General features: G+C 69.2%; 15 protein-coding genes and 1 pseudogene. 9 read left to right on the top strand and 7 right to left on the bottom strand.

All coding sequences use genetic code 11. The features are described from left to right. Positions 1-131: 131 nt before the first annotated feature. A complete protein-coding gene (locus tag EEJ42_RS27195) occupies positions 132-815 on the bottom strand; it encodes a TetR/AcrR family transcriptional regulator (protein ID WP_123103897.1) in 684 nt (227 codons plus the stop codon). Between the two features lie 211 nt (positions 816-1,026). Between EEJ42_RS27195 and EEJ42_RS53915 the strand changes: the two genes are divergently transcribed. From EEJ42_RS53915 to EEJ42_RS27180, 3 genes are read left to right on the top strand one after another with little or no spacing between them, the layout of a single operon-like run. Further along, a complete protein-coding gene (locus tag EEJ42_RS53915) occupies positions 1,027-2,001 on the top strand; it encodes an enoyl-CoA hydratase/isomerase family protein (protein ID WP_123103895.1) in 975 nt (324 codons plus the stop codon). A 7-nt stretch (positions 2,002-2,008) separates the two neighbouring features. Next, positions 2,009-2,929, top strand: coding sequence for an alpha/beta hydrolase (locus EEJ42_RS27185; protein WP_123103893.1), 921 nt, complete (start codon positions 2,009-2,011; stop codon positions 2,927-2,929). A 20-nt stretch (positions 2,930-2,949) separates the two neighbouring features. Continuing rightward, positions 2,950-4,431, top strand: coding sequence for a class I adenylate-forming enzyme family protein (locus EEJ42_RS27180; RefSeq protein WP_246097416.1), 1,482 nt, complete (start codon positions 2,950-2,952; stop codon positions 4,429-4,431). Between the two features lie 229 nt (positions 4,432-4,660). On the opposite strand, the gene EEJ42_RS27175 is transcribed toward EEJ42_RS27180, so the two are convergent. Further along, positions 4,661-5,533 carry an alpha/beta fold hydrolase gene (locus EEJ42_RS27175; RefSeq protein ID WP_123103891.1) on the bottom strand — a complete coding sequence of 291 codons (873 nt, stop codon included), beginning with the start codon at positions 5,531-5,533 and terminating at the stop codon, positions 4,661-4,663. A gap of 65 nt (positions 5,534-5,598) precedes the next feature. On the opposite strand from EEJ42_RS27175, the gene EEJ42_RS53160 reads away from it, so the two are divergent. From EEJ42_RS53160 to EEJ42_RS27150, 4 genes and pseudogenes are all read left to right on the top strand, one after another. Beyond that, positions 5,599-6,777, top strand: a complete 1,179-nt coding sequence (locus EEJ42_RS53160) for an alpha/beta hydrolase fold domain-containing protein (protein WP_246097415.1) — start codon at positions 5,599-5,601, stop codon at positions 6,775-6,777. Between the two features lie 119 nt (positions 6,778-6,896). Next, positions 6,897-8,783, top strand: a complete 1,887-nt coding sequence (locus EEJ42_RS27160; RefSeq protein ID WP_123103889.1) for a propionyl-CoA synthetase — start codon at positions 6,897-6,899, stop codon at positions 8,781-8,783. 55 nt (positions 8,784-8,838) lie between these two features. Further along, a pseudogene (locus EEJ42_RS27155) lies at positions 8,839-9,273 on the top strand (ATP-binding protein); the annotation flags it as partial. A 243-nt stretch (positions 9,274-9,516) separates the two neighbouring features. Then, entirely contained in the window at positions 9,517-10,584 is a 1,068-nt protein-coding gene (locus EEJ42_RS27150) for an alkene reductase (RefSeq protein WP_123103887.1), read from the top strand. A 202-nt stretch (positions 10,585-10,786) separates the two neighbouring features. Here EEJ42_RS27150 and EEJ42_RS27145 read toward each other — a convergent pair whose 3' ends face one another. Then, a complete protein-coding gene (locus EEJ42_RS27145; RefSeq protein ID WP_123103885.1) occupies positions 10,787-11,350 on the bottom strand; it encodes a PaaI family thioesterase in 564 nt (187 codons plus the stop codon). Between the two features lie 90 nt (positions 11,351-11,440). On the opposite strand from EEJ42_RS27145, the gene EEJ42_RS27140 reads away from it, so the two are divergent. Further along, positions 11,441-11,908 (top strand): winged helix-turn-helix transcriptional regulator, encoded by a 468-nt coding sequence (locus tag EEJ42_RS27140; protein WP_123103883.1) that lies wholly within the window; start codon positions 11,441-11,443, stop codon positions 11,906-11,908. 118 nt (positions 11,909-12,026) lie between these two features. Beyond that, the gene (locus tag EEJ42_RS27135; RefSeq protein ID WP_123103881.1) at positions 12,027-12,599 is read left to right on the top strand and encodes a TetR/AcrR family transcriptional regulator; all 573 of its coding nucleotides are present in this window, start codon (positions 12,027-12,029) and stop codon (positions 12,597-12,599) included. Positions 12,600-12,711: 112 nt separating this feature from the next. Here the strand turns inward: EEJ42_RS27135 and EEJ42_RS27130 are convergent, their stop codons facing one another. The 4 genes from EEJ42_RS27130 to EEJ42_RS27115 all read right to left on the bottom strand — a co-directional run. Next, positions 12,712-13,596, bottom strand: coding sequence for an alpha/beta fold hydrolase (locus EEJ42_RS27130; RefSeq protein WP_123103879.1), 885 nt, complete (start codon positions 13,594-13,596; stop codon positions 12,712-12,714). Between the two features lie 824 nt (positions 13,597-14,420). After that, complete coding sequence (locus EEJ42_RS27125) at positions 14,421-15,272, bottom strand: alpha/beta fold hydrolase (protein WP_123103877.1); 852 nt, start codon at positions 15,270-15,272, stop codon at positions 14,421-14,423. Positions 15,273-16,333: 1,061 nt separating this feature from the next. Beyond that, on the bottom strand, positions 16,334-17,512 hold the full coding sequence (locus tag EEJ42_RS27120; RefSeq protein ID WP_123103875.1) for an acyl-CoA dehydrogenase family protein: 1,179 nt from the start codon (positions 17,510-17,512) through the stop codon (positions 16,334-16,336). 134 nt (positions 17,513-17,646) lie between these two features. Then, positions 17,647-19,777 (bottom strand): pyridoxamine 5'-phosphate oxidase family protein (locus EEJ42_RS27115; protein WP_123103873.1); only part of this gene is annotated, 2,131 nt, incomplete at its 5' end.

The raw sequence follows: 19,777 nt of genomic DNA, 5'->3' as shown, positions 1-19,777 counted from the left end.
CATCGGTCAACGACAACGGTGGAATCTTCGGACCCGGACGACTCATACCAAACCAACGATGAATCTCCGACTCAGGTCACTAGCCGCACATGGGTAGTCCCGCGCGGGACAGCGACCTGCCCTACCGACTTTCACCGACCTTGAACGATCGAGTCGTAAAGGCGCGCGCCCGCCTCGTGCGAGGCTTCGGCCCGTTCCCGCTCGTCGCCCAAACCGACAGAGAAGTTCACGCCCATCGGCAGCATCACCTGCACCACGGGGTCCTCGAACTCGCCGAAGTGCTCGGCCAGCTCAAGGGTGATGTACCCGTGGACCAGACTCCACAACTGGGCGGCTATGACTTCAGGTTCCTGCCGCTCGGCCCTGCCCGAGTCCACGAGCCGTTGACATGCCGCGGTGATATGGACGTGGGCATCCCGGAAGGCCGGCGAATGTCCGCTGAAGCGAAGGTCCGCGTCCGACAGCGGCCGGTACGTCGCACGAGTGGACAGGCCGAACATCAAGTCGTACAGGTGAGGGTTCTCGTGGGCCACTCGGCGGCAGGTCAAAGCCATGGCGAAGAGATCCGCGATCGGATCATCCGTCACCGGCACCTGGGCGAACGCCGCGCCGAGCTCCCTGAAGCCATGGTCGGCGACAGCGCGCATCAGTTCGGGGATCCCACCGAAGTGGCCGTAGACGACCATCGTCGACAGCCCGCTCGCGGACGCCACCGTACGCGCCTTGATGGCCGACGGCCCCTGTTCGGCCAGCAGGCCGACAGCGGCTCGCACAAGCCGCTCCGGTGCGTCATCGAGCCTCGGCCGCCCTGCCATGCCTCTCGCGCCTCCACCATTGACACTCTTGAAATAACTTGGTTATCTAACTCGTCACGGCAATAGTACACATCTCGAGTGACGTGCCGTTTCGGACACGGGCGCGCCTCCCCGGACGGGCTTTCACGCACTGTCCCAGATTCCTGGCGCCGGTAGCCCCTCCCTCACTCGCTTTGCACTCCCCCATGAACTCAGCACGGGAGCAGAATCCATGCCATACAAAGACAAGGGTCATCTGGAGATCGAGGACCGCGGAGCCGTCCTTGTCGTCCGGGTCGACGGCGGCCCGCACCAGTTGTTCGGCCTCGATATCGCCCATCAGCTGGACAAGCTGGTGAACCGGGTCGACCGCGATCCGAGTATCCGTGCCGTCGTCTTCACCGGGGCACATCCCGAGCGGTTCGTCAGCCATGCCGCGGTCCGGTGGCTGCAGGAAGAGGGCGCCGCGAGCCCGACGGTCGGCCGGCGCGGTGCCGCCGCCGTCGTACGCATGGCCAAGCACGTGGACCGGTCCCGTCTCCTCGGGCCCGTGATGCGCAGGACCCCGATGCGCGGGGCCCTCCAGCTGGAGCGTCTGCACACGACCTTCCTCCGGATGAACAGCAGCGGTGTCCTCTTCGTCGCCGCCCTCAACGGTTCGGCTCTCGGCCTCGGCGCGGAGTTCGCCTGGGCATGCGATCTGCGGGTCATGGCCGACGGGGACTTCTTCATCGGCCAGCCGGAAATCCTGCTCGGCATCATCCCGGGCGGAGGCGGCACCCAGCGGCTGACCCGCCTGATCGGCACCCACCGGTCCCTGGCCGCGATCCTCGAAGGCAAGCCGTTCACGCCCGCGGAGGCGCTCGCCAACGGGGCGGTCGACAAGGTCGTACCCCAGGACAAGGTCGTCGCGCAGGCGGTCGAACTCGCGGAGCACTTCGGCCAGCGGTCGAAGGGGTCGGTCGCGGCGGCCAAGAGGTCGGTGTACTTCGGCGGCTCGATGCCCCTGGAAGACGGACTCCATGTCGAACGCGCCGAGTTCTTCACCAGAGTCATGTCGAAGGACGGCCAGGAACTGATGCTCGACTATATGGAGACGACGGACGCCACCGGCGAGCTCCCGCTCTACAACCCGGACACCTACGCCCAGGCGCTCGCCTCGGGCAGCGTGCCCGGGCACCGCTCGACGAAGACGACGCGGCGGTGAGCCGACGATGACCACTGCGCACTCCTTCACCCGCCACGACATCACCTTCCCCTCCGGCGACAGCACCTGTGCCGGATGGCTCTACCTCCCGACCGGCGTCACCTCCCCGCCCGTCGTCATCCTCGGGCACGGCCTCGGCGCCACCCGCGAGATGCGCCTGGACGCCTTCGCCGAGCGTTTCGCTCAGGCCGGCATCGCCGCCGTGGCCTTCACCTACCGGCACTTCGGCGACAGCGGCGGCCACCCGCGCCAGATCCTGTCGATCAAGCGTCAACTCGCCGACTGGGACGCCGCCATCGCCTACGTCAAGGCCCGCCCTGACATCGACCGCTCCCGCATCGCGGTGTGGGGCAGCTCCTTCGGCGGAGGCCACGCCATCACCGTCGCCTCTCGGCATCCCGAACTGCGCGCGGCCGTGTCCCAGTGCCCGTTCACCGATGGTCTCGCCTCCGCGCTCGCGCTCGGCCCGGTCGCCTCGCTCAGGATGACCCCCGTGCTCGCTCGGGACATGGCGGCCAGAGTGCGCGGCAAGGCACCCGCGATGGTTCCCATCGCCTCCGCCCCCGGTTCGCCGGCCCTCATGAACGCTCCGGACGCCCTGCCCGGATATCAGGCGCTGCAACCGACGGGGACGACGTTCCGCAACGAGGTGGCGGCACGGGTCATTCCGACCATCGCCACCTACCGGCCTGGGCGTGCGGCGAAGAAGGTCGCCATGCCGATCCTCTTCTGCGTCAGCAACACCGACTCCGTCACGCCTCCCGCCCAGACCCTCCGGTACGCGCGCACCGCACCCCGGGGAGAGATCAAGAGGTACGACGCCGGCCACTTCGACTTCTACACCGGCGAGACCTTCGAGGCCCTGGTCCGCGACCAGATCGAGTTCCTCACCCGGCAGTTGCACCCCGCGCCGGCATCGACTCCTTGACCGGATCGCATAACACCGAGATGGGTACGCCCGCCATGAACTTCGCTTCACTGCCCGACCGTCGCGCCGCTCTCGACCCCGATGGGGCAGCGGTCTCGGACGGGTGCCAGTCACTCACCAACACTCAGTTGCTGGACCGCGTCCGTGCGGCAGCGCGTCAGCTCCAGGACCTCGGCATCGGTCCCGGCGATGTCGTGGCCCTCAAGCTGACGAACCGCATCGAGTTCGTGCTGCTGTTGTTCGCCGCCTGGCGGATCGGCGCCACCATCACGCCGGTCAACCCGAGCATGACCGACGTCGAGGTGGACCGACAGGTCAAGGACTCCGGTGCGCGTCTGCTGGTGGTCGAAGACCGCGAGGCGCCCGTCACGGACGGTGCTGCCGTACTCGCCGTCGGCGCACTGCACAAGGAAGGGGTGAGATCGGATCACGCACCGCATGTGGACTCGTCCGCGCTGGCTCTTCTCATATACACCAGCGGCACCACCGGGATGCCCAAGGGCGTGATGCTGGACCACGCCAACATCGACGCCATGACGGAGATGGGCCGCCTGTCCCTGGACATCGGGCCCGCCGACCGGTGCCTGCTGATCCTGCCGCTCTTCCACGTCAACGGCATCGTGGTCAGCATTCTCACGCCTCTTCTCGTGGGGGCGAGCGTCGTCATCGCGGGCCGCCGGTTCGACCCACACAGCTTCTTCGACCTCGTCGAGCAGGAGCGCCCCACCTTCTTCAGCGCCGTGCCGACGATCTACGGCATGCTCGCTGCGCTCCCGGACGACGTGCGGCCCGACACATCGTCGCTGAGGTTCGGAGTCTGTGGCGCCGCACCTGCCTCCGCCGAGCTGCTTAATCGGTTCGAAGCCCGGTACGGGTTCCCTCTTGTCGAGGGGTACGGCCTGTCCGAAGGAACCTGCGGGTCCACCATCAACCCCGTCGCGGGCCTGCGACGTGCCGGCACCGTGGGACTTCCCTTCCCCGGCCAGGAGATTCGGATCGTCGACGCCGAAGGTACCGAGGTGGGGCCGGGCACGGACGGTGAGGTCCTCGTGAAGGGCCCCAACGTCATGCGTGGCTATCTCGGCCGCCCTGAGGAAACGGCCAGAGTCATCGTCGATGGCTGGTTGCACACGGGCGATGTGGGTCACCTCGACGCCGAGGGCTATCTGACCCTGGTCGGGCGCTCGAAGGACATGATCATCCGTGGTGGGGAGAACATCTACCCCAAGGAAATCGAGGACGTCCTCACAGGCGACCCGTCGGTGCTCGAAGCCGCCGTGATCGGCGTACCCGACGAGAAGTGGGGAGAGGTGGTCGTAGCCTACGTACAGCCGCGACCAGGCGTGACCGTCGATCTGACGGCGCTGCGGGAGCTCTGTGCGCGCAGCCTCACCGGCTTTAAGCGTCCGACCGGGTTCTTCGTGGTAGAGGCCATAGCGAAGAACGCGGTCGGGAAGATCGACAAAGCCTCCTTGCGCGCTGCCCACGTCGCGGCTTCCTGAGATTCACCGCGCGCCGAACCTGGATGCCCAGGCAGCGCATATCCGACAGCGCGGCCGCTGGGGACGCTTCGGCGGGTGTCCCGGTCTCGGCCAGGATCTGACTGAGTGGCGGCCCAACCGGAAGCAACTGGGCCGCCCCTCGGTTCGGGTGGCTGCTCGGACGACTTGCCCCGGCCGGCCAGTGAGACTGTGGACCCGCAGGGGCGCCGCTCTCGTCACGGTGGCAGGGTCACCGACTCGCCTCGTCGGCCAGGAACGACCGCAAATGGCCCAACAGCGCCTCCGGTTGCTCTTCCGGGATGAAGTGGCCGCACTCCGGGATTTCTGCTCCGGTGACGTCGTCCGCGTAGGCGCGCCAGATCTCCAGCGTCGGCAGGCGGGAGGGCAGCCCTGCGGAACCCCAGAGCGCCAGTACCGGCATGGTGAGGCGGCGGCCCTCGGCGGCGTCGATGTCGTCGAGGGCGACGTCCTGCTCCATGGCGCGGTAGTCGTCGAAACTCGCGCGCATGGCACCCGGGCGGGAGAAGGCTCGGACATATCCGTCGACCGCTTCGGGTGTCAGCCCGTGCCGGTTATAGGTCCACCGCTCGAAGAAGTACTCGAGATACCCGCGTATGTCGTGCCCCACGAGCCGCTCGGGAAGGTCAGGCTGCATCTGGAACAGCCAGTGCCAGTACCCGGAGGCGAGCGAGGCGTCCAGCCGGCGGAACATCTCCCGGGTCGGCACGATGTCGAGCACAGCCAGCCGTTCCACCTGCTCGGGGCGGTCCAGCGCCCAGCGGTGCCCCACGCGGGCGCCCCGGTCGTGACCCACGACGGCGGTCGTCTCGAAGCCGAGTGCTTCGACGAGGCCCGCCATGTCGGCGGCCATCCGCCGCTTGTCGTATCCGGTCGAGGGCTTGTCGCTCAGGCCGTAGCCACGCAGGTCGGGTGCCACAACGGTGTGGTCGGCGGCAAGATCCGCCAGCACCGGCTGCCAGCAGTCGGAGGTCTGCGGCCAGCCGTGGAGCAGGACGAGCAGAGGACCGGATCCCGCTCGGAGGTAGTGCAGGCGGACCCCGTCCACCTGCGTCACGCCTGTGGTCACAGTGGGTTGTCCCATGGATGCGCCTCCCGGGCACGAACTAACCCTCTTAGGGGGTTAAACCTAACGTGCAGAATGAAGGCGTGGTAACGGACGACACGTGGATCTGGGACGGCGGGCGGGTCTGTTTGGACTTCACCAACACCCTCCGCCACCGGTGGCGACCCACGCCGGGGGAGACGCTCCGGAACCCGGGCGATCTCACCCTCTGGCTTCAGCGGGCCGGACTACTCACACCGGGCATCCCGGATCCCGTGGATGCCGCCGTCCTGGCATCGGGCCGACGGCTGCGCGAGGCGGTCGACCGGGCCGTACTCGCGGTCTCCGACGACCGACTGCCCTCCTCCAGCGACGTCGTGCTGCTCAACGAATCGCCAGCAGAGGCGCCCCGGCCGGCGCCGCAAATCGCCGTTAAAGACGGCCACTTGGAGCCCGCCAGCACCACGACCATGGCACCTGACCCCGCGACCGCGCTGGCACTGATCGCGCAGGACGCTGTAGATCTGCTCCTGTCGACCGAGATCCGGCGCGTACGCGTGTGCGGCGCGGACACGTGCGCCCTGCGCTTCCTGGACCGCTCCCCCGCCCACAACCGCCGCTGGTGCTCGATGTCCCGCTGCGGCAACCGCACCAAAGTCCGCCTCCACCAGGCCCGAGCCAGACTCGGCGGGTCGGTCACCGCCTCGATGCACTCGGACCGCAAGGCTGCGGGCCATATCGCGAAGGCGGCGGGCGCCCGCTCTCTCGTCGTGGACTTCCGCCTGGCGCCCGAACACCCTTACCCGGCGCAGCTCGACGACGCCGAGACGGCGTACCGGTGGCTGCTCTCGCAGGGCTATGAGCCGCGGAACATCGGCAGCACGGGCCATTCGATCGGCGGCACCCTCGCGGTGATGCTCCCGCTGCGCCTGCTCGCACAGGGGGAGGCGACCCCGGGCGCGATCGTCAGCGTCTCGCCGTGGACCGACCTCACCCTCCAGAACGCATCGGTGGACGAGAACGAAGACAACGACAAGATGCTCAGCAGGAACACTCTTGAGCTCTTCCGTGGAGCCTGGCTCCAGGAGCCCGGAGTGGACTTCGCCGATCCGAAGATCAGCCTCGTGAACGCCGATCTGACCGGCCTGCCTCCCACGATCGTCCTCTACGGCGAGTACGAGACCCTCGCCAGTGGCTCCGCAAGCACCTCGGCGCGTGAGCTGAAGCCACACCGGGCGGAGCGGCCTTTCGGCCGGACCGCCGCACCACCGCGATGCCGGTGACCGGTCCGCCGGTCGCGGGCATCCTGCTCGACCATGTCGGCCGGCATGCGGTGCCTGTGTCCGACACGGTTCCGCACACAGCCACACCACCGTCCCTTGATGCCACAAAGGAGTGCGCGATGGGAACATACGAGGATGTCTTCCGCGCCAGTACCGAGGACCCGGAGAACTTCTGGCTGAAGGCGGCGGAGGGCATCGACTGGGATGTCACCCCACGACACGCCCTGGACTCCTCGGGCGCCCCCTTCCACCGCTGGTTTCCCGACGGTCGGCTCAACGTCTGTTTCAACGCGGTCGACCGGCACGTCGAAGCCGGCCGCGGTGAACAGGCTGCGCTCATCTATGACTCACCCGTGACCGACACCCGGCGCACCTACACCTATGTCCAGCTGAGGGACGAGGTGGCGGCTTTCGCGGGAGCACTCGCGCGGCTCGGTGTCGGGCACGGCGACCGTGTGGTGATCTACATGCCGATGGTCCCCGAGGCCGTTGTCGCGATGCTGGCCTGCGCACGTATCGGCGCGGTGCACTCGGTCGTCTTCGGCGGGTTCGCCCCGCGCGAACTCGCGCTGCGCATCGATGACGCGGCCCCCAAGGTGGTCGTCTCCGCCTCCTGCGGCATCGAGGGCAAGCGTGTCATCGCGTACAAGCCCCTGCTCGACGAGGCGATCGAGCTCGCGGCCCACAAGCCGGAGAAGAGCGTGATCCTGCAACGCCCGCAGGAGACGGCCGAGTTGGGGCCTCACGATCTCGACTGGGCCGACCTGGTGGCTGCCGCGCCGTCGGCCGACTGTGTTCCCGTCCCCGCAACCGACCCCCTCTACATCCTCTACACCTCCGGAACCACCGGAAAGCCCAAGGGAGTCGTGCGTGACTGCGGCGGCTACGCGGTCGCCCTCCACTGGTCGATGGGGGCCGTCTACGACGTGGGCCCGGGCGAGACGATGTTCACCGGCTCCGATGTCGGCTGGGTCGTCGGGCACTCGTACATCGTCTACGCGCCATTGCTGGTCGGTGCGACGACGGTGCTGTACGAGGGCAAGCCGGTGGGCACCCCGGACGCGGGCCAGTTCTGGCGCGTTGCCGCCGAGTACGGGGTCAGGACCATGTTCACGGCACCCACCGCGTTCCGGGCCATCCGCAAGCAGGACCCGAAGGGAACGCTCACCGCGGGCTACGACCTGACCGGCCTGCGCCACCTCTTCCTCGCCGGCGAGCGCCTCGATCCCGAGACCTACCACTGGGCGAGCGATCTGCTGGGCATCCCGGTGATCGACCACTGGTGGCAGACCGAGACCGGCTGGCCCATCGTCGCCAACCCGGTGGGCATCGAGGCGGCTCCCCTCAAGCCCGGGTCTCCCACCCGCCCGCTGCCGGGATGGGACGTCCGGGTCCTCGACGCTTCGGGCGAGCCGGTGCCCGCAGGCGTCGACGGCGCGATCGTCGTGCGGCTCCCGCTGCCGCCCGGCGCACTGCCCACGCTCTGGCAGGACGACGACCGGTACGTCGCCTCCTACCTCTCCGCCTACACCGGCTACTACCTGACCGGCGACAGCGGTCACATCGACGACGGCTACGTCTTCGTCATGGGCCGCACCGATGACGTCATCAACGTCGCCGGACACCGCCTGTCCACCGGCAGCATGGAAGAGGCCCTGGCCGCCCATCCCGACGTCGCCGAATGCGCCGTCATCGGCGTCGCCGACGCCCTGAAGGGGCAGGTACCGCGCGGCTTCGTCGTCCTGAAAGCCGACGTCGACCGCGAACCGGGCGAGGTCGAGGCCGAACTCGTCCAGCTCGTGCGCGAGCGCATCGGCGCCGTCGCCTCCCTCAAGGACGTCGCGGTAGTTGCCGCCCTGCCCAAGACCCGCTCGGGAAAGATCCTCCGCAAGACGATGCGCGGCATCGCCGACGGGCACGACGAACCCATCCCCTCCACAGTGGACGACCCCGGCGTCATCGAGGCCCTGCGCCCTGTTCTCCGCCGCGCCGGTCACACCCCGTGATCGACTGTCGCCTTTCCTGGCTGACGGTGGACGGGCGCGCCCGGCGGACTGCCCCACCGGAGCCTTTGACGCCGATCATGTCGCGACCTGGGGTCTCCCCAGCGACGCGGCAGTCGTCTCCACGGCCCGCGTCCAGGCATCCGATCAACTGACCGCCTGAGGGCTGGAAGAACTGGCCTTCACCACCGAACTCGTGGTCAGCGAACTCGTGGTCAGCGAACTGGTGACGACCGCCATCCGCTACGGCAAGAGCCCCATCAAACTGCGGATGATCCTTCAGTCCGCCCTGACGTGCGAAGTCTCCGACGCCAGCAGCACCGCCCCGCACCTGCGTCGCGCCCGGGTCTTCGACGAGGGCGGCCGGGGCCTGCTCCTCCTCGTCCAGCCCACCGAACACTGGGGCACACGGCACAACCGCGAGGGCAAGGTCGTCTGGGCGGAGCAGGCGATTCCAGCAGCCGTTGCGGAACTCTCATCCGCTCTGGCGTGAGGTTCTTGCGCGAGTTGCGCCGCGCGGCTTCGTGCCCCATGCCGGGACCCACTTGCCACAGCCCACCCGACTGCATAACATTATGATCGTAATTTGATAGGCCGGTGCCGACTCCGACTCGGCCGGCGGGCGCAGGGCGGGTGCGTCTTCGGGCCCGGGAGCAGAAGAGCCCGGTGCCCACGTCCACGCGGTGTCCGCCCCCGCCCCTTTCGAAACCATCACCCATCACCTGAGGAATCCCCCATGCTCAACGACTTGTGGAACCCGACCGTCGTCGGAGAGATCTCCCTGCCGCACCGGCTGGCCATGGCCCCCCTGACCCGCAGCAGGGCCACCCCGGACGGCGTGCCGACCGAGCTGAACGCCGAGTACTACGCCCAGCGCGCCTCGCACGCGCTCATCATCACCGAGGGCACCCAGCCCTCCGCCGACGGCCAGGGCTACCCGGTGACCCCGGGCATCTACACCGAGGAACACATCGCCGGCTGGCGCAAGGTCACCGACGCCGTACACAAGGCCGACGGACGCATCGTCATACAGCTGATGCACACCGGGCGCATCTCCCACCCGGACAACACCCCCCACCACCGGCAGCCGGTGGCACCCTCCGCGATCAAGCCGGCCGGCCAGACGTTCACCCCGTCCGGGCTCCAGGAGATGCCGGAGCCACGCGAGCTGTCCACCGAGGAGGTCGCCGCGACGGTCGACGACTTCCGGCGCGCCGCCGCGGCCGCCATCGCGGCCGGCGCCGACGGCGTCGAGATCCACGGGGCCAACGGCTACCTGGTCAACCAGTTCCTCTTCCCCAGCGCCAACCAGCGCACGGATCAGTACGGGGGCTCCCTCGACAACCGCATCCGTTTCGCGGTGGAGGTCGCCACGGCCGTGGCCGACGAGATCGGCGCCGGCCGCACCGGCATCCGGATCTCTCCCGGCAACCCCTTCAAGCTCAACGACCTCGCGGAGAGCGACCCGCACGAGCTCTACCCGCACCTCCTGCGCGCCCTCGCCCCCCTCAACCTCGCCTACCTGCACATCGGCCACGGCGGCGACGAGGAACTCCTCTTCACCCTCCGCAAGCTGTGGCCCACCTCCCTGATCCTCAACCGGGCCGGTGCCGACATCGCCACCCGCGCCAAGGACGTCGAGGATGGTCTGGCCGACGTCGTCACCGTCGGCACCATGGCCCTCGCCAATCCCGACCTCGTCGAGCGCGTACGCTCCGGCGCCCCCCTGAACACCCCCGACCCCGCCACCTTCTACGGCGGCGGCGCGGCCGGCTACACCGACTACCCCACCCACGCCGCCTGACGAAGAGCAGCCCGGCGCCCGAGGGAACCACCACCTTCGGGCGCCTCGACACAGCTGCGGCGCACGGAGACCGGCGACCCGAGGAGTTACGGGCCGCGACCGACGTGCGCCGCAGCGGTTTCACCTCACACCCCGGCGTTCTGCGCCGAGATCGAGGGAGTCCGGCATCACGGCCCAGACCGATACCGGTCGCCGCCGAGGCTCACCCCTGCGAGGGAGGCACCGGGAAGAGCATGCAGCTACTGGTGGCATGGGCGAGCAGACGGTCCGTGCCGTCGACCAACTGCGCCTGGGCCAGGGCGGTTTGACGGCTCTTGCTGACCACCGTGCCGATGGCGCGCACCGGGCCCGTGTCCACGGTGATCCGTCGCAGGAACTTCACTGTGAGGTCGAGTNTGGCGCGCACCGGGCCCGTGTCCACGGTGATCCGTCGCAGGAACTTCACTGTGAGGTCGAGTGAGGTGTACGCCATGCCCTGCGGGAGGGTGGACTGGACGGCGCAGCCCGCCGCCGAGTCGAGCAGGGTGGCGAAGATGCCGCCGTGCACGCTGCCGATCGGGTTGTAGTGCTCCTCACCCGGCGTCAGGGAGAAGACCGCCCTGCCGGGCTCCACCTCGTCCAGGGTGAAGTCGATGGAGTAGTTGATGGGCGGACCCGGCAGTCGCCCCGCCTGCAGTTCGCGCAGGAAGTCGATGCCGACCATGCGCCCGGCGGCTTCCGCCGGGATCGCGGGATCCTCCCATTGATACGTACGCGTTCGTCCCACGACCGGGCACCTTCATCTGACTTTTAAAAATGAAGCTAGCTTCCCGCTCACCTGACTGTCAATGACGAAGCCAGGCTTTACCATGGCGGCATGGAGTGGCTTGAAGCGAGCACGGAGAACTGCCCCATCCAGCGCACGCTCGACGTGGTGGGTGAGAAATGGACGTTGCTGATCCTGCGTGACGCCGTCAACGGAGTCCGCCGCTTCGACGACTTCCACCGCCACATCGGCCTGTCGGAAGCCGTCCTCAGCGACCGCCTCCGGAAGCTGATCGCGGCCGGCATCCTGAAGACCGTCCCCTACCGGGAGCCGGGCGGCCGCTCCCGCAACGAGTACCGCCTGACCCGCAAGGGCTGGGATCTGTGGCCTGTCCTGATGGCGCTGAGCCAGTGGGGCGAGGCGTACGCCCTCGGCCCCGAGGGGCCCGTACTGGACGTCCGTCACACCGACTGCGACGCCCCGGTCCGCGTCATCGTCGAGTGTTCCGCGGAGCACTCCACCCTTACCGCCGCGGAAGTCACCGCCCGACTCGGACCCGGTGCCCGCATCCGGTCGTGAGCACGCCGGTCATGCGGACGCCGGACATGGGCACGCCGGTCATGATATTACGCGCGTCAGGCCATGGATTACCCTTGAGTGCGAAGCATGGGCCTTACGGAGCGAACGGAGGAAGCTCGTGGTGCGCTACGCCAAGGAGCACAAGCAGGTGACGCGGCGACGCATCATCGAGAAGGCCGGCCACCGGTTCAAGCAGGACGGCATCGACGGCTCGGGCATCTCCACGCTGATGGCGGACGCGGGGCTCACCAACGGAGCCTTCTACGCCCACTTCGCGTCCAAGGACGACCTCGTCGCCCATGTCGTGGCCGAGGAACTGCACACGCAGGTCGCGAGGTACGGCACCCTGCGACCCGGCCGCCCGGGACTCGAGGACCTCATTCGCGAGTACCTGTCCCCCGAGCACCGGGACAACCCCGGCCTCGGATGCCCCTCCGCCGCCCTTCTCGACGAGATCGGCCGCTGCGAGGACGGGACCAGGCAGGCCTACAGCGACGGCGCGCGGGCCATCCTGGAGGAGATCTCCGCCCGCCTGACACCCGAGGACCCGCGGTCCGCTCAGGCCAAGGCCATCGGGCTCTTCACCATGCTGGTGGGGACGTTGCAGCTGTCCCGCGCCCTGTCCGACCAGAAGCGCGCCGATGAGGTCCTTGAGCTGGGGATCGAGAACGCTCTCGCGTTCATGAGGTGAGGCGGAAGGCGAGGTCGCGTCAGTGAACGGGTGCCTCGAGCCGCTCACCCAAAGGGCGCCACGGCCCTGAGGCACCATCCTCGGCCCAGACTACGACCGCACCGCACGCCTTTTACCGCTCGAGGAACTCGAGAGCCGTCTCCACGAACTGCCCGTGGAACTGGAAGATGCCGCCATGGCCGGCGTCGGGGTAGAGGACCAACTCGCCGTTCGGCACTCGCCGCGCCAGGTCGACCGAGTTCTGGGTCGGAACCATCCTGTCGCTCTCGCCGTTTGCGACGAGCACCGGCTGGTGGATGACCGAGAGGTCGTGGGGCCGCTCCAGCCCCCACCGGTGAATGGCCTTGAGCTGAGCGCCGTACGACGTGAGAGAGATCGCCTTGTCCCTGCCCTGGGTGCGCTCCTTCAGGCGGGCCAGGAACGCCTTCCCGGCCCGACGCCCATTGGCGGTACGGGTGAAGAAGAGGAACTGCTTCGGGTCCTGAAGGGTGAGCAGCCCCCGAACGGTGTCGAGATGGGACAACCGGGTCACGTCCTTGATGCCCTCGCCCCCCGCCGGACCGGTACCCGTGAGGATCAGCTTGCGGACGAGGTCCGGATCGGTCTGCGCGATCACCTGGGCGATCATGCCGCCCATCGAGAAGCCGTGGAGATCGACGTACTCGAGCCCGAGTGCCCGGATGAACGTGACGGCGTCCTTCGCCATCGCTTCGATGGTGCGCGGTGTCGAACCGCTGGAAGCACCGACACCCCTGTTGTCGAAGGTGACGACATGACGCTTGGCGGCGATGCCGTCGACGACCCGGGGGTCCCAGTTGTCGAGAACCGCGGCGAGGTGGGTGAGGAAGACCACCGGGACGCCGGACCGGGGACCGAGCTCGCGGTAGGCGAAGGTCACCCCGCCGGCGGTGATGGTGCGGGTCGGTGCGTTCTTGTACGACGTCACGACGTCGCCTCGTACTTCCTGGGAGTCATTCACGGTCGTGCCCTTCGGCATGGGGGGTGCTCCCCTGGCGTCTCCCGGCTGCGACTGCAGTCTGCGGGGGTCGACGGTCAAAGGCCGCGGACATCGGAACCCTGAGCGGTCGAGCCTCTCAGCATCACGTCGACCATTGAAGTATGACCATAATTCTATTGGGCCGCAAGCCTGCGAGTTCCAGAGATGACGTCTTCGTCGGAGTCGACTCTTCAGGTCACGGAGGAGGTGCTCGCACCGAGGCCTGGCGCGACAGGTCGGGCACGGTGCGCCCGGACATCGAGCGGTCGTGAAGGTTCGGCGCACCGGGACACGCCGACACCTGCCGACACCACCGCGGACGACCCAAGACGAGTCAGCCGTCGATGACGGCACCAAACGTGAGCGAAGGGTGCGTGGGCGACCCGCCTCGAGGCGTCGAGATCCCAGAGGAATCCGGCACCCTCGGGACAGCGGCGTATCGGAGGGCGAAGGAGGAAGGCCATGGCGGAAGCCGACCGTCGCGCACGCCACGGGCGATGGGGGCAGGCCCGTTGGCGCTCTCCCCGTGCCATGCCGTCGGCGACGATACGGCGGAGCTCCGACACGGCCGACCGCCGGTTCGGGAGACCACGTCGACGGCTCGGCGCTCATTGCGCACGCGGGCCGAACAGGCCAGCCAGGTTGCGCGTCGGACATCTCCGCGAGGTCCCGGCGGGGACACGGAGTCGGCCACCAGGTCCCGTGGCGGTGACGTTCGCCCATCGCGCGAGCGCCGCCTCACACAAGCCGTGAGGCGGCGCCGACACGATGCCTCGGCCCCGCCGCTGCCCCGCGTTGCGGGGGCGGCGGCGGGGCCGGTGTGGTCAGGCGGCGAGGAAGTCGGCCACCTGCCTGGTGAAGGCCTTGGCGTACTGGAACAGGAACGCGTGGCCGGCACCGGTGTAGAGCACGAGAGTGGCGTTGTCGAGGTGCTGGACCGCGACATAGGAGTTGTGGGCGGGGATCATCACGTCGTGCAGGCCGTTGGCGTAGAGGACGGGCTGCTTGATCGCCTCCAGTTCCGCCACCACCTCGTCGAAGGGCGCCGCCAAAAGGGTGGCCGCCGCGGTGAGCATGCCCTGGGCCGCCGCCTCGGAGACCGCGGGGCCGCCGGCGGCGAGCCGGGGCGCGACGTGGTCGAAGTGCTCGCGCCCGGAGGCGCGGGCCGTCTCCGTCTCGGGGTAGAACAGGTAGAGCATGTCCTCCAGGTCGGCATCGGGCTTGGCCATGATGCCCAGGACCTTCTCGCTGAAGGGCGGAGCGTCGGGTACCCAGCCGGCCGGGCCGCTGCCCGCCACGACGACCTTGCGCACCAGCTCGGGGCGCCGCACGGCCACCCGCTGGGCCACAATGCCACCCAGGGACCAGCCGAGCAGGTCGGCCTGCGAGAGGCCGAGTGCGTCGATGAACTCGATGGCGCCCTGGGCGAATCCCTCGAGGGAGTCACGCGGCTCGCCGTCGGTGTAGCCGACGCCGACGTTGTCGAACACGATCACGTCGTGGTCGGCGGCCAGGTAGTCCAGGAACTCCGGGTCCCACCAGTCGATGGTGCCGCGGAAGCGGTTCAGCAGGACCAGCGGGACACCGCCCTGCGGACCCATCCGCCGGTAGGTGAACCGCGCGGAGGGGCCCTCGACGATGAGGTCCTCGGCCTTGTCTGCCAGATAGGTGCTCATGATGTCCTTTTCCTCTTGACGGGTGCGCGTGACATCTCGCGGGTCCGCTCGCGCAGCACACCGCAGACTGCCGGACGGCGGGACGGAGCTTTCGTTTTCTTCGCCGGCGCCCGATGCACCGCGCCGGCGCTGTCGACCAGGTCACACTGCGGCGGATGCCGACCCACGCCTGCCGATTCACTCCGATTGCCCCGGAATCCACCTCGCCGAGTGCTGGCGGCACCGGCGGGGGGAGATTGAATTACATTCATAATACTATGCACGAGGGGCGAGGGAGCGCAAGCAAGTCCTCACAGCCGAAGCCCTCGGAGCCGACCGCACTCCGCGACGCGCAACGAACACCCCCCGAGCGAGGGGACGCAGCGCCACCTGGCACGGCACCTCACCGTCGAACGGGCAGCCATTGGCGCCGCGAGTTCATTGAACTACGGCGGAAACTCGCGTCCGCCGGGCTCTGGCCATTTTCCTGAGCACAGTCGAGCAGGTCGCCGCCATCCTCGACGGACAGGATGAACGCATCGACCACTCCAATCGACGGAGGAGATTGGCGAGTTGGAGGCTGTCTGAAGCCGATCGGCACGCACTCTATGAGGACTTGCCACGACTCGAACCCATGCGGGCAACGGCTGACCCCAACATCATGTCGGTCATCGTCTGGGCCGCGGTCAATCAGTCGGAAGCATCACACAGCCCCATCGCCGTGACACTACGCAGGAGCGGAGGAGACGCACGGAAGCTGACCTCACGCGCGAGCGCACTCAACCCCATTACCCTCGGCTCCGGCCAGCGATTGCGCCTGCGGCGACGCCTGGATCTCTACGCCACACGGCTCGGCGCCGCCTGCGATCGGGGCCTTCCCCGGGAGGTCTCCATGCATGAGGTCGTAGCCAAAGAGTCACGTACGAACAGCGCGACCTCACCAGAGGTCAAAGAGTGACATAACGCCAACTGGCCTGCTCCAACCACAACACCCCTGCCTCCTCCAATGGGGCGTCACGCGCATCACACGCAGTGCCAACTATCCCTCTTTTGTGCCACCTATAAATCTTCGTCACAGCGGGTCAGCGGCGCACCCGCGGCATACCCAGGCCGATCCAGGAGATGATCTCCCGCTGGATCTCGTTGTTGCCGCCGCCGAAGGTGAAGACGACGCTGCTGCGGTAGCCGCGCTCCAGGTCGCCGTGGAGGACCGCGCCCGCCGAGCCCTCCTTGAGGGGGCCCGCGGCGCCGACGATCTCCATGAGCCAGGCATAGGCGTCGCGGCGGGCCTCGGAGCCGTAGACCTTGACGGCGGAGGCGTCGTGCGGGGTCAGGGTGTCGCGCTGGAGGGCGTCCACCATCTGCCAGTTGAGCACCTTCATGGCGTCCAGCCGGGCGTGGGTGCGGGCCAGCCGGGCGCGGACCCAGGCCAGGTCGATGACCCGGCGGCCGTCGGGGAGCTTGGTGTCGGCGGCCCACTGTTGTACGCCGCGCAGGGCGCGGATGGCCATGGTGCCGTGGGCGGCGAGGGTGACGCGTTCGTAGTTGAGCTGGGTGGTGATCATCCGCCAGCCCTCGTTCTCGGCGCCGACGCGGCGGGCGGCCGGGACGCGGATGTTCTCGTAGTAGCTGGCGGTGGTGTCGTGGGAGGCGAGGGTGGTGATGACGGTGCAGGAGTAGCCGGGGTCGGTGGTGGGGACGAGCAGGATGCTGATGCCCTGGTGGGGCTTGGCGTCGGGGTCGGTGCGGACGGCGAGCCAGACCCAGTCGGCGGTGTCGCCGTTGGTGGTCCAGGCCTTCTGGCCGTTCACCACGTAGTCGTCGCCGTCGCGTACGGCGCGGGTCTTGAGGGCGGCGAGGTCGGTTCCGGCGTCGGGCTCGCTGTAGCCGATCGCGAAGTCGATCTCGCCGGAGAGGATGCGCGGCAGGAAGTACCGCTTCTGCTCGTCGGTGCCGTAGCGCATGAGCGTGGGGCCGACGGTGTTGAGGGCCATGAGCGGCAGCGGTACGCCCGCCTGGGCGGCCTCGTCGAAGAAGATGAACTGCTCGACCGGGCCCAGCCCCCGCCCGCCGTACTCCCGGGGCCAGCCCACGCCCAGCCAGCCGTCGCCGCCGAGGCGGCGGATGGTCTCGCGGTAGAACCGCTTCTGCCCGGCGGGGTCGGCGTAGCGGGCGTAGGCGTCGTCGGGGACCAGCTCGGCGAAGTAGGTCCGCAGCTCGGCTCGTAACTGCCGCTGCTCAGGGGTGTATTCGAGGTCCACGGCCCCTCCTGGAGTCTCGCGTGCGCCACGACGGCGGTCGGGGAGCGTCCTGGGATCGAGGGGCACGGTAGAACGCGTTCCAAAAATTCGGAAGGGTCGTGGACCGTCGGGTAGTTCGGTCGCGCCCGCCGCGCTCAGCTCGTCTCGTCCGCCGGCGGCGGGCCGTCGTCCGCGCCGGGCCGCAGCACCCGTACCGGCTGGCCCGGGCGCCAGGTCCGCAGGCTCAGCCCGGATTCCCCGGCCTCGGTCTGCACGACCTCGGTCACCTCGGCGCGGAAGAGGTGGAACGGCTCGGGCGGATGGACCTCGGCGGCGAAGCGGGCGAGCGAATCGGGGTCGGTCACCTCGACGGCCCGGCCGCTGACCCGGACGTCGCCGCCGGGGGTGCCGGTGTCGGGCCCGGGGTTGGCCTGGATCGAGAAGCGCCGGTCGCGGCGGAGGTCGATGGCCTTGCGCGAGTCGGGCATCATGCCGAGCCACAGTTCACCGAAGCGGAAGTTGACCTCCAGCGGTGTCAGCCGCGGGGAGCCGTCCTGGCGCAGGGTGGCCAGGACATGGGTGCGGTAGCGCTCGAAGCGCTCCTGCGCAGCCGTGGCGAAGCCGGGCTCGGCGGCCTGGAAACCGGCCCAACTGGTGATCGGATACGTCGTCATGGCGCCCATGTTCGCGGGATTACCCGACGCCTTCTGTCCGGTTTTTTGGGACTGACGGGACTGAAGGGACTCCCCCGCGCCGCGCGAGGCCACTTGGCGCGCCTGATGGGGCGGCAGATACGCGCTCCACGCCGTGCCCGGCAGCGGGAACCCGATCCAGGTGCGGGCGTACGACGGCGGCCGGGCGCCGCCGTCGCGCCGGACGAGCAGCGCGGTGGGCTCGTGCGCGGCCCGCCGCAGCAACCCGGACACGCTGGTGGAGCGGTTGTTCCCGGTGGTCTGGGCGGAGGCGCAGCCCGCGTGGTACGCGACGGGCAGGGCCCGGTCGCCCGCCACCAGACACGGCGGCCGCAGTCCCAGCCGCGTCAGCCCGTCGGCGGCGGTGCGGTAGCGCCCGGTGGTCTTCTCGGACACCGCCGAGGTGTGGGTGAGGACGGCGAACTGGCTGGCCAGCTGGAGCAGGACGACGATCCCGAGCGCGATGGCCATGTGGCGGGGCGAGCGCGCGGCGCGTACGGCGCGGAAGCCCAGCGCGGCGATGGGCAGGGCGAGCAGCGCGTAGGAGGGCATCAGGAAGCGCGGCGCCGAGTAGTCGATGAGCAGCAGGTAGGGGACGGCGAGCGAGGCCGCGCAGACGATGGGCAGCACGGTGACCGGCACACCGGGCTCCTGGGGTGCGGAGGGCCGCCCGAGCCCGACGCGCATCCGGGTCCGCCGTTCGTGACGGTCCCGCAGGGCGACGCTGACGGCGGTGAGGGTCAGCACCGGCAGCGACAGCCACCACAGGGCCAGCTCCGGGTGGGTCCACGGTACTTCGCAGGGGCGGCACAGCTGCGGCCCGTTGAGGCTGCGCAGCGCGGCGCCGACGGCGAAGTGGAGACCCATGCCGCCCTCGACCTCGCTGGAGACGTCCAGCCGCCCGCCGATGCCGCCGAAGCGTTCGTACGCCTCGCCGATCCACTGCGCGGCGCCGAGCAGGAGCCCGCCCACCAGCGGGGGCAGCGCGGGCCGCCAGGCCCGCACCCGGAGCGCGGCGACCAGCAGCGGAAGCGCCAGCCAGCCGCCGTCGGGGGTGCGGACGAGCGTGACACCGGCGACGAGGGCGGCGAGCCACCAGCGGGCATGGCGCTCGGTGGGTAACCGCAGGAACCAGCCGACGGCGGCCACCGCGCCGAGCGCGACCCAGAGGTTGGGCATCACGGCGGGGCCGCTGATCGTGGTGATCCACAGCCCGGCGAAGAGCAGCGCGGCGAGCGCCACGGGACCGCGCGGCAGCAACCTGTTCCAGACGCGGAAGGCGGCGTAGAGCGCGCCCGCGGAAAGCACCGTAAGGAGGACCCGGAGCACCGTAATGGAGGACGTGGCGGCCACCACCGGGGAGACCAGCATGCTGATGCCGCGGGAGCGCGGCGCACTGAAGTAAGCGGACGGGGTGCGCGGGTCCACCTGGGAGACGTACACGGACTCGTCCCAGCCCCACGCGTGTCCGACGTGCGGAACGACCACGGCGAGCTGGACCGCCGCATAGCCGACGGCGACCACCGCGAGCCACGGCGCGCGGCGCCGGTGGCGCGGCGGCAGGGGTGGATGCGGGCGCGGGCGCGCGGCAGCG

The organism is Streptomyces botrytidirepellens, assembly GCF_003721215.1.
In the GTDB taxonomy this organism is placed as follows: domain Bacteria; phylum Actinomycetota; class Actinomycetes; order Streptomycetales; family Streptomycetaceae; genus Streptomyces; species Streptomyces himastatinicus.
Note: the sequence above shows the minus strand (reverse complement) of the source record. Positions and strands in the feature narration are given on the sequence as shown.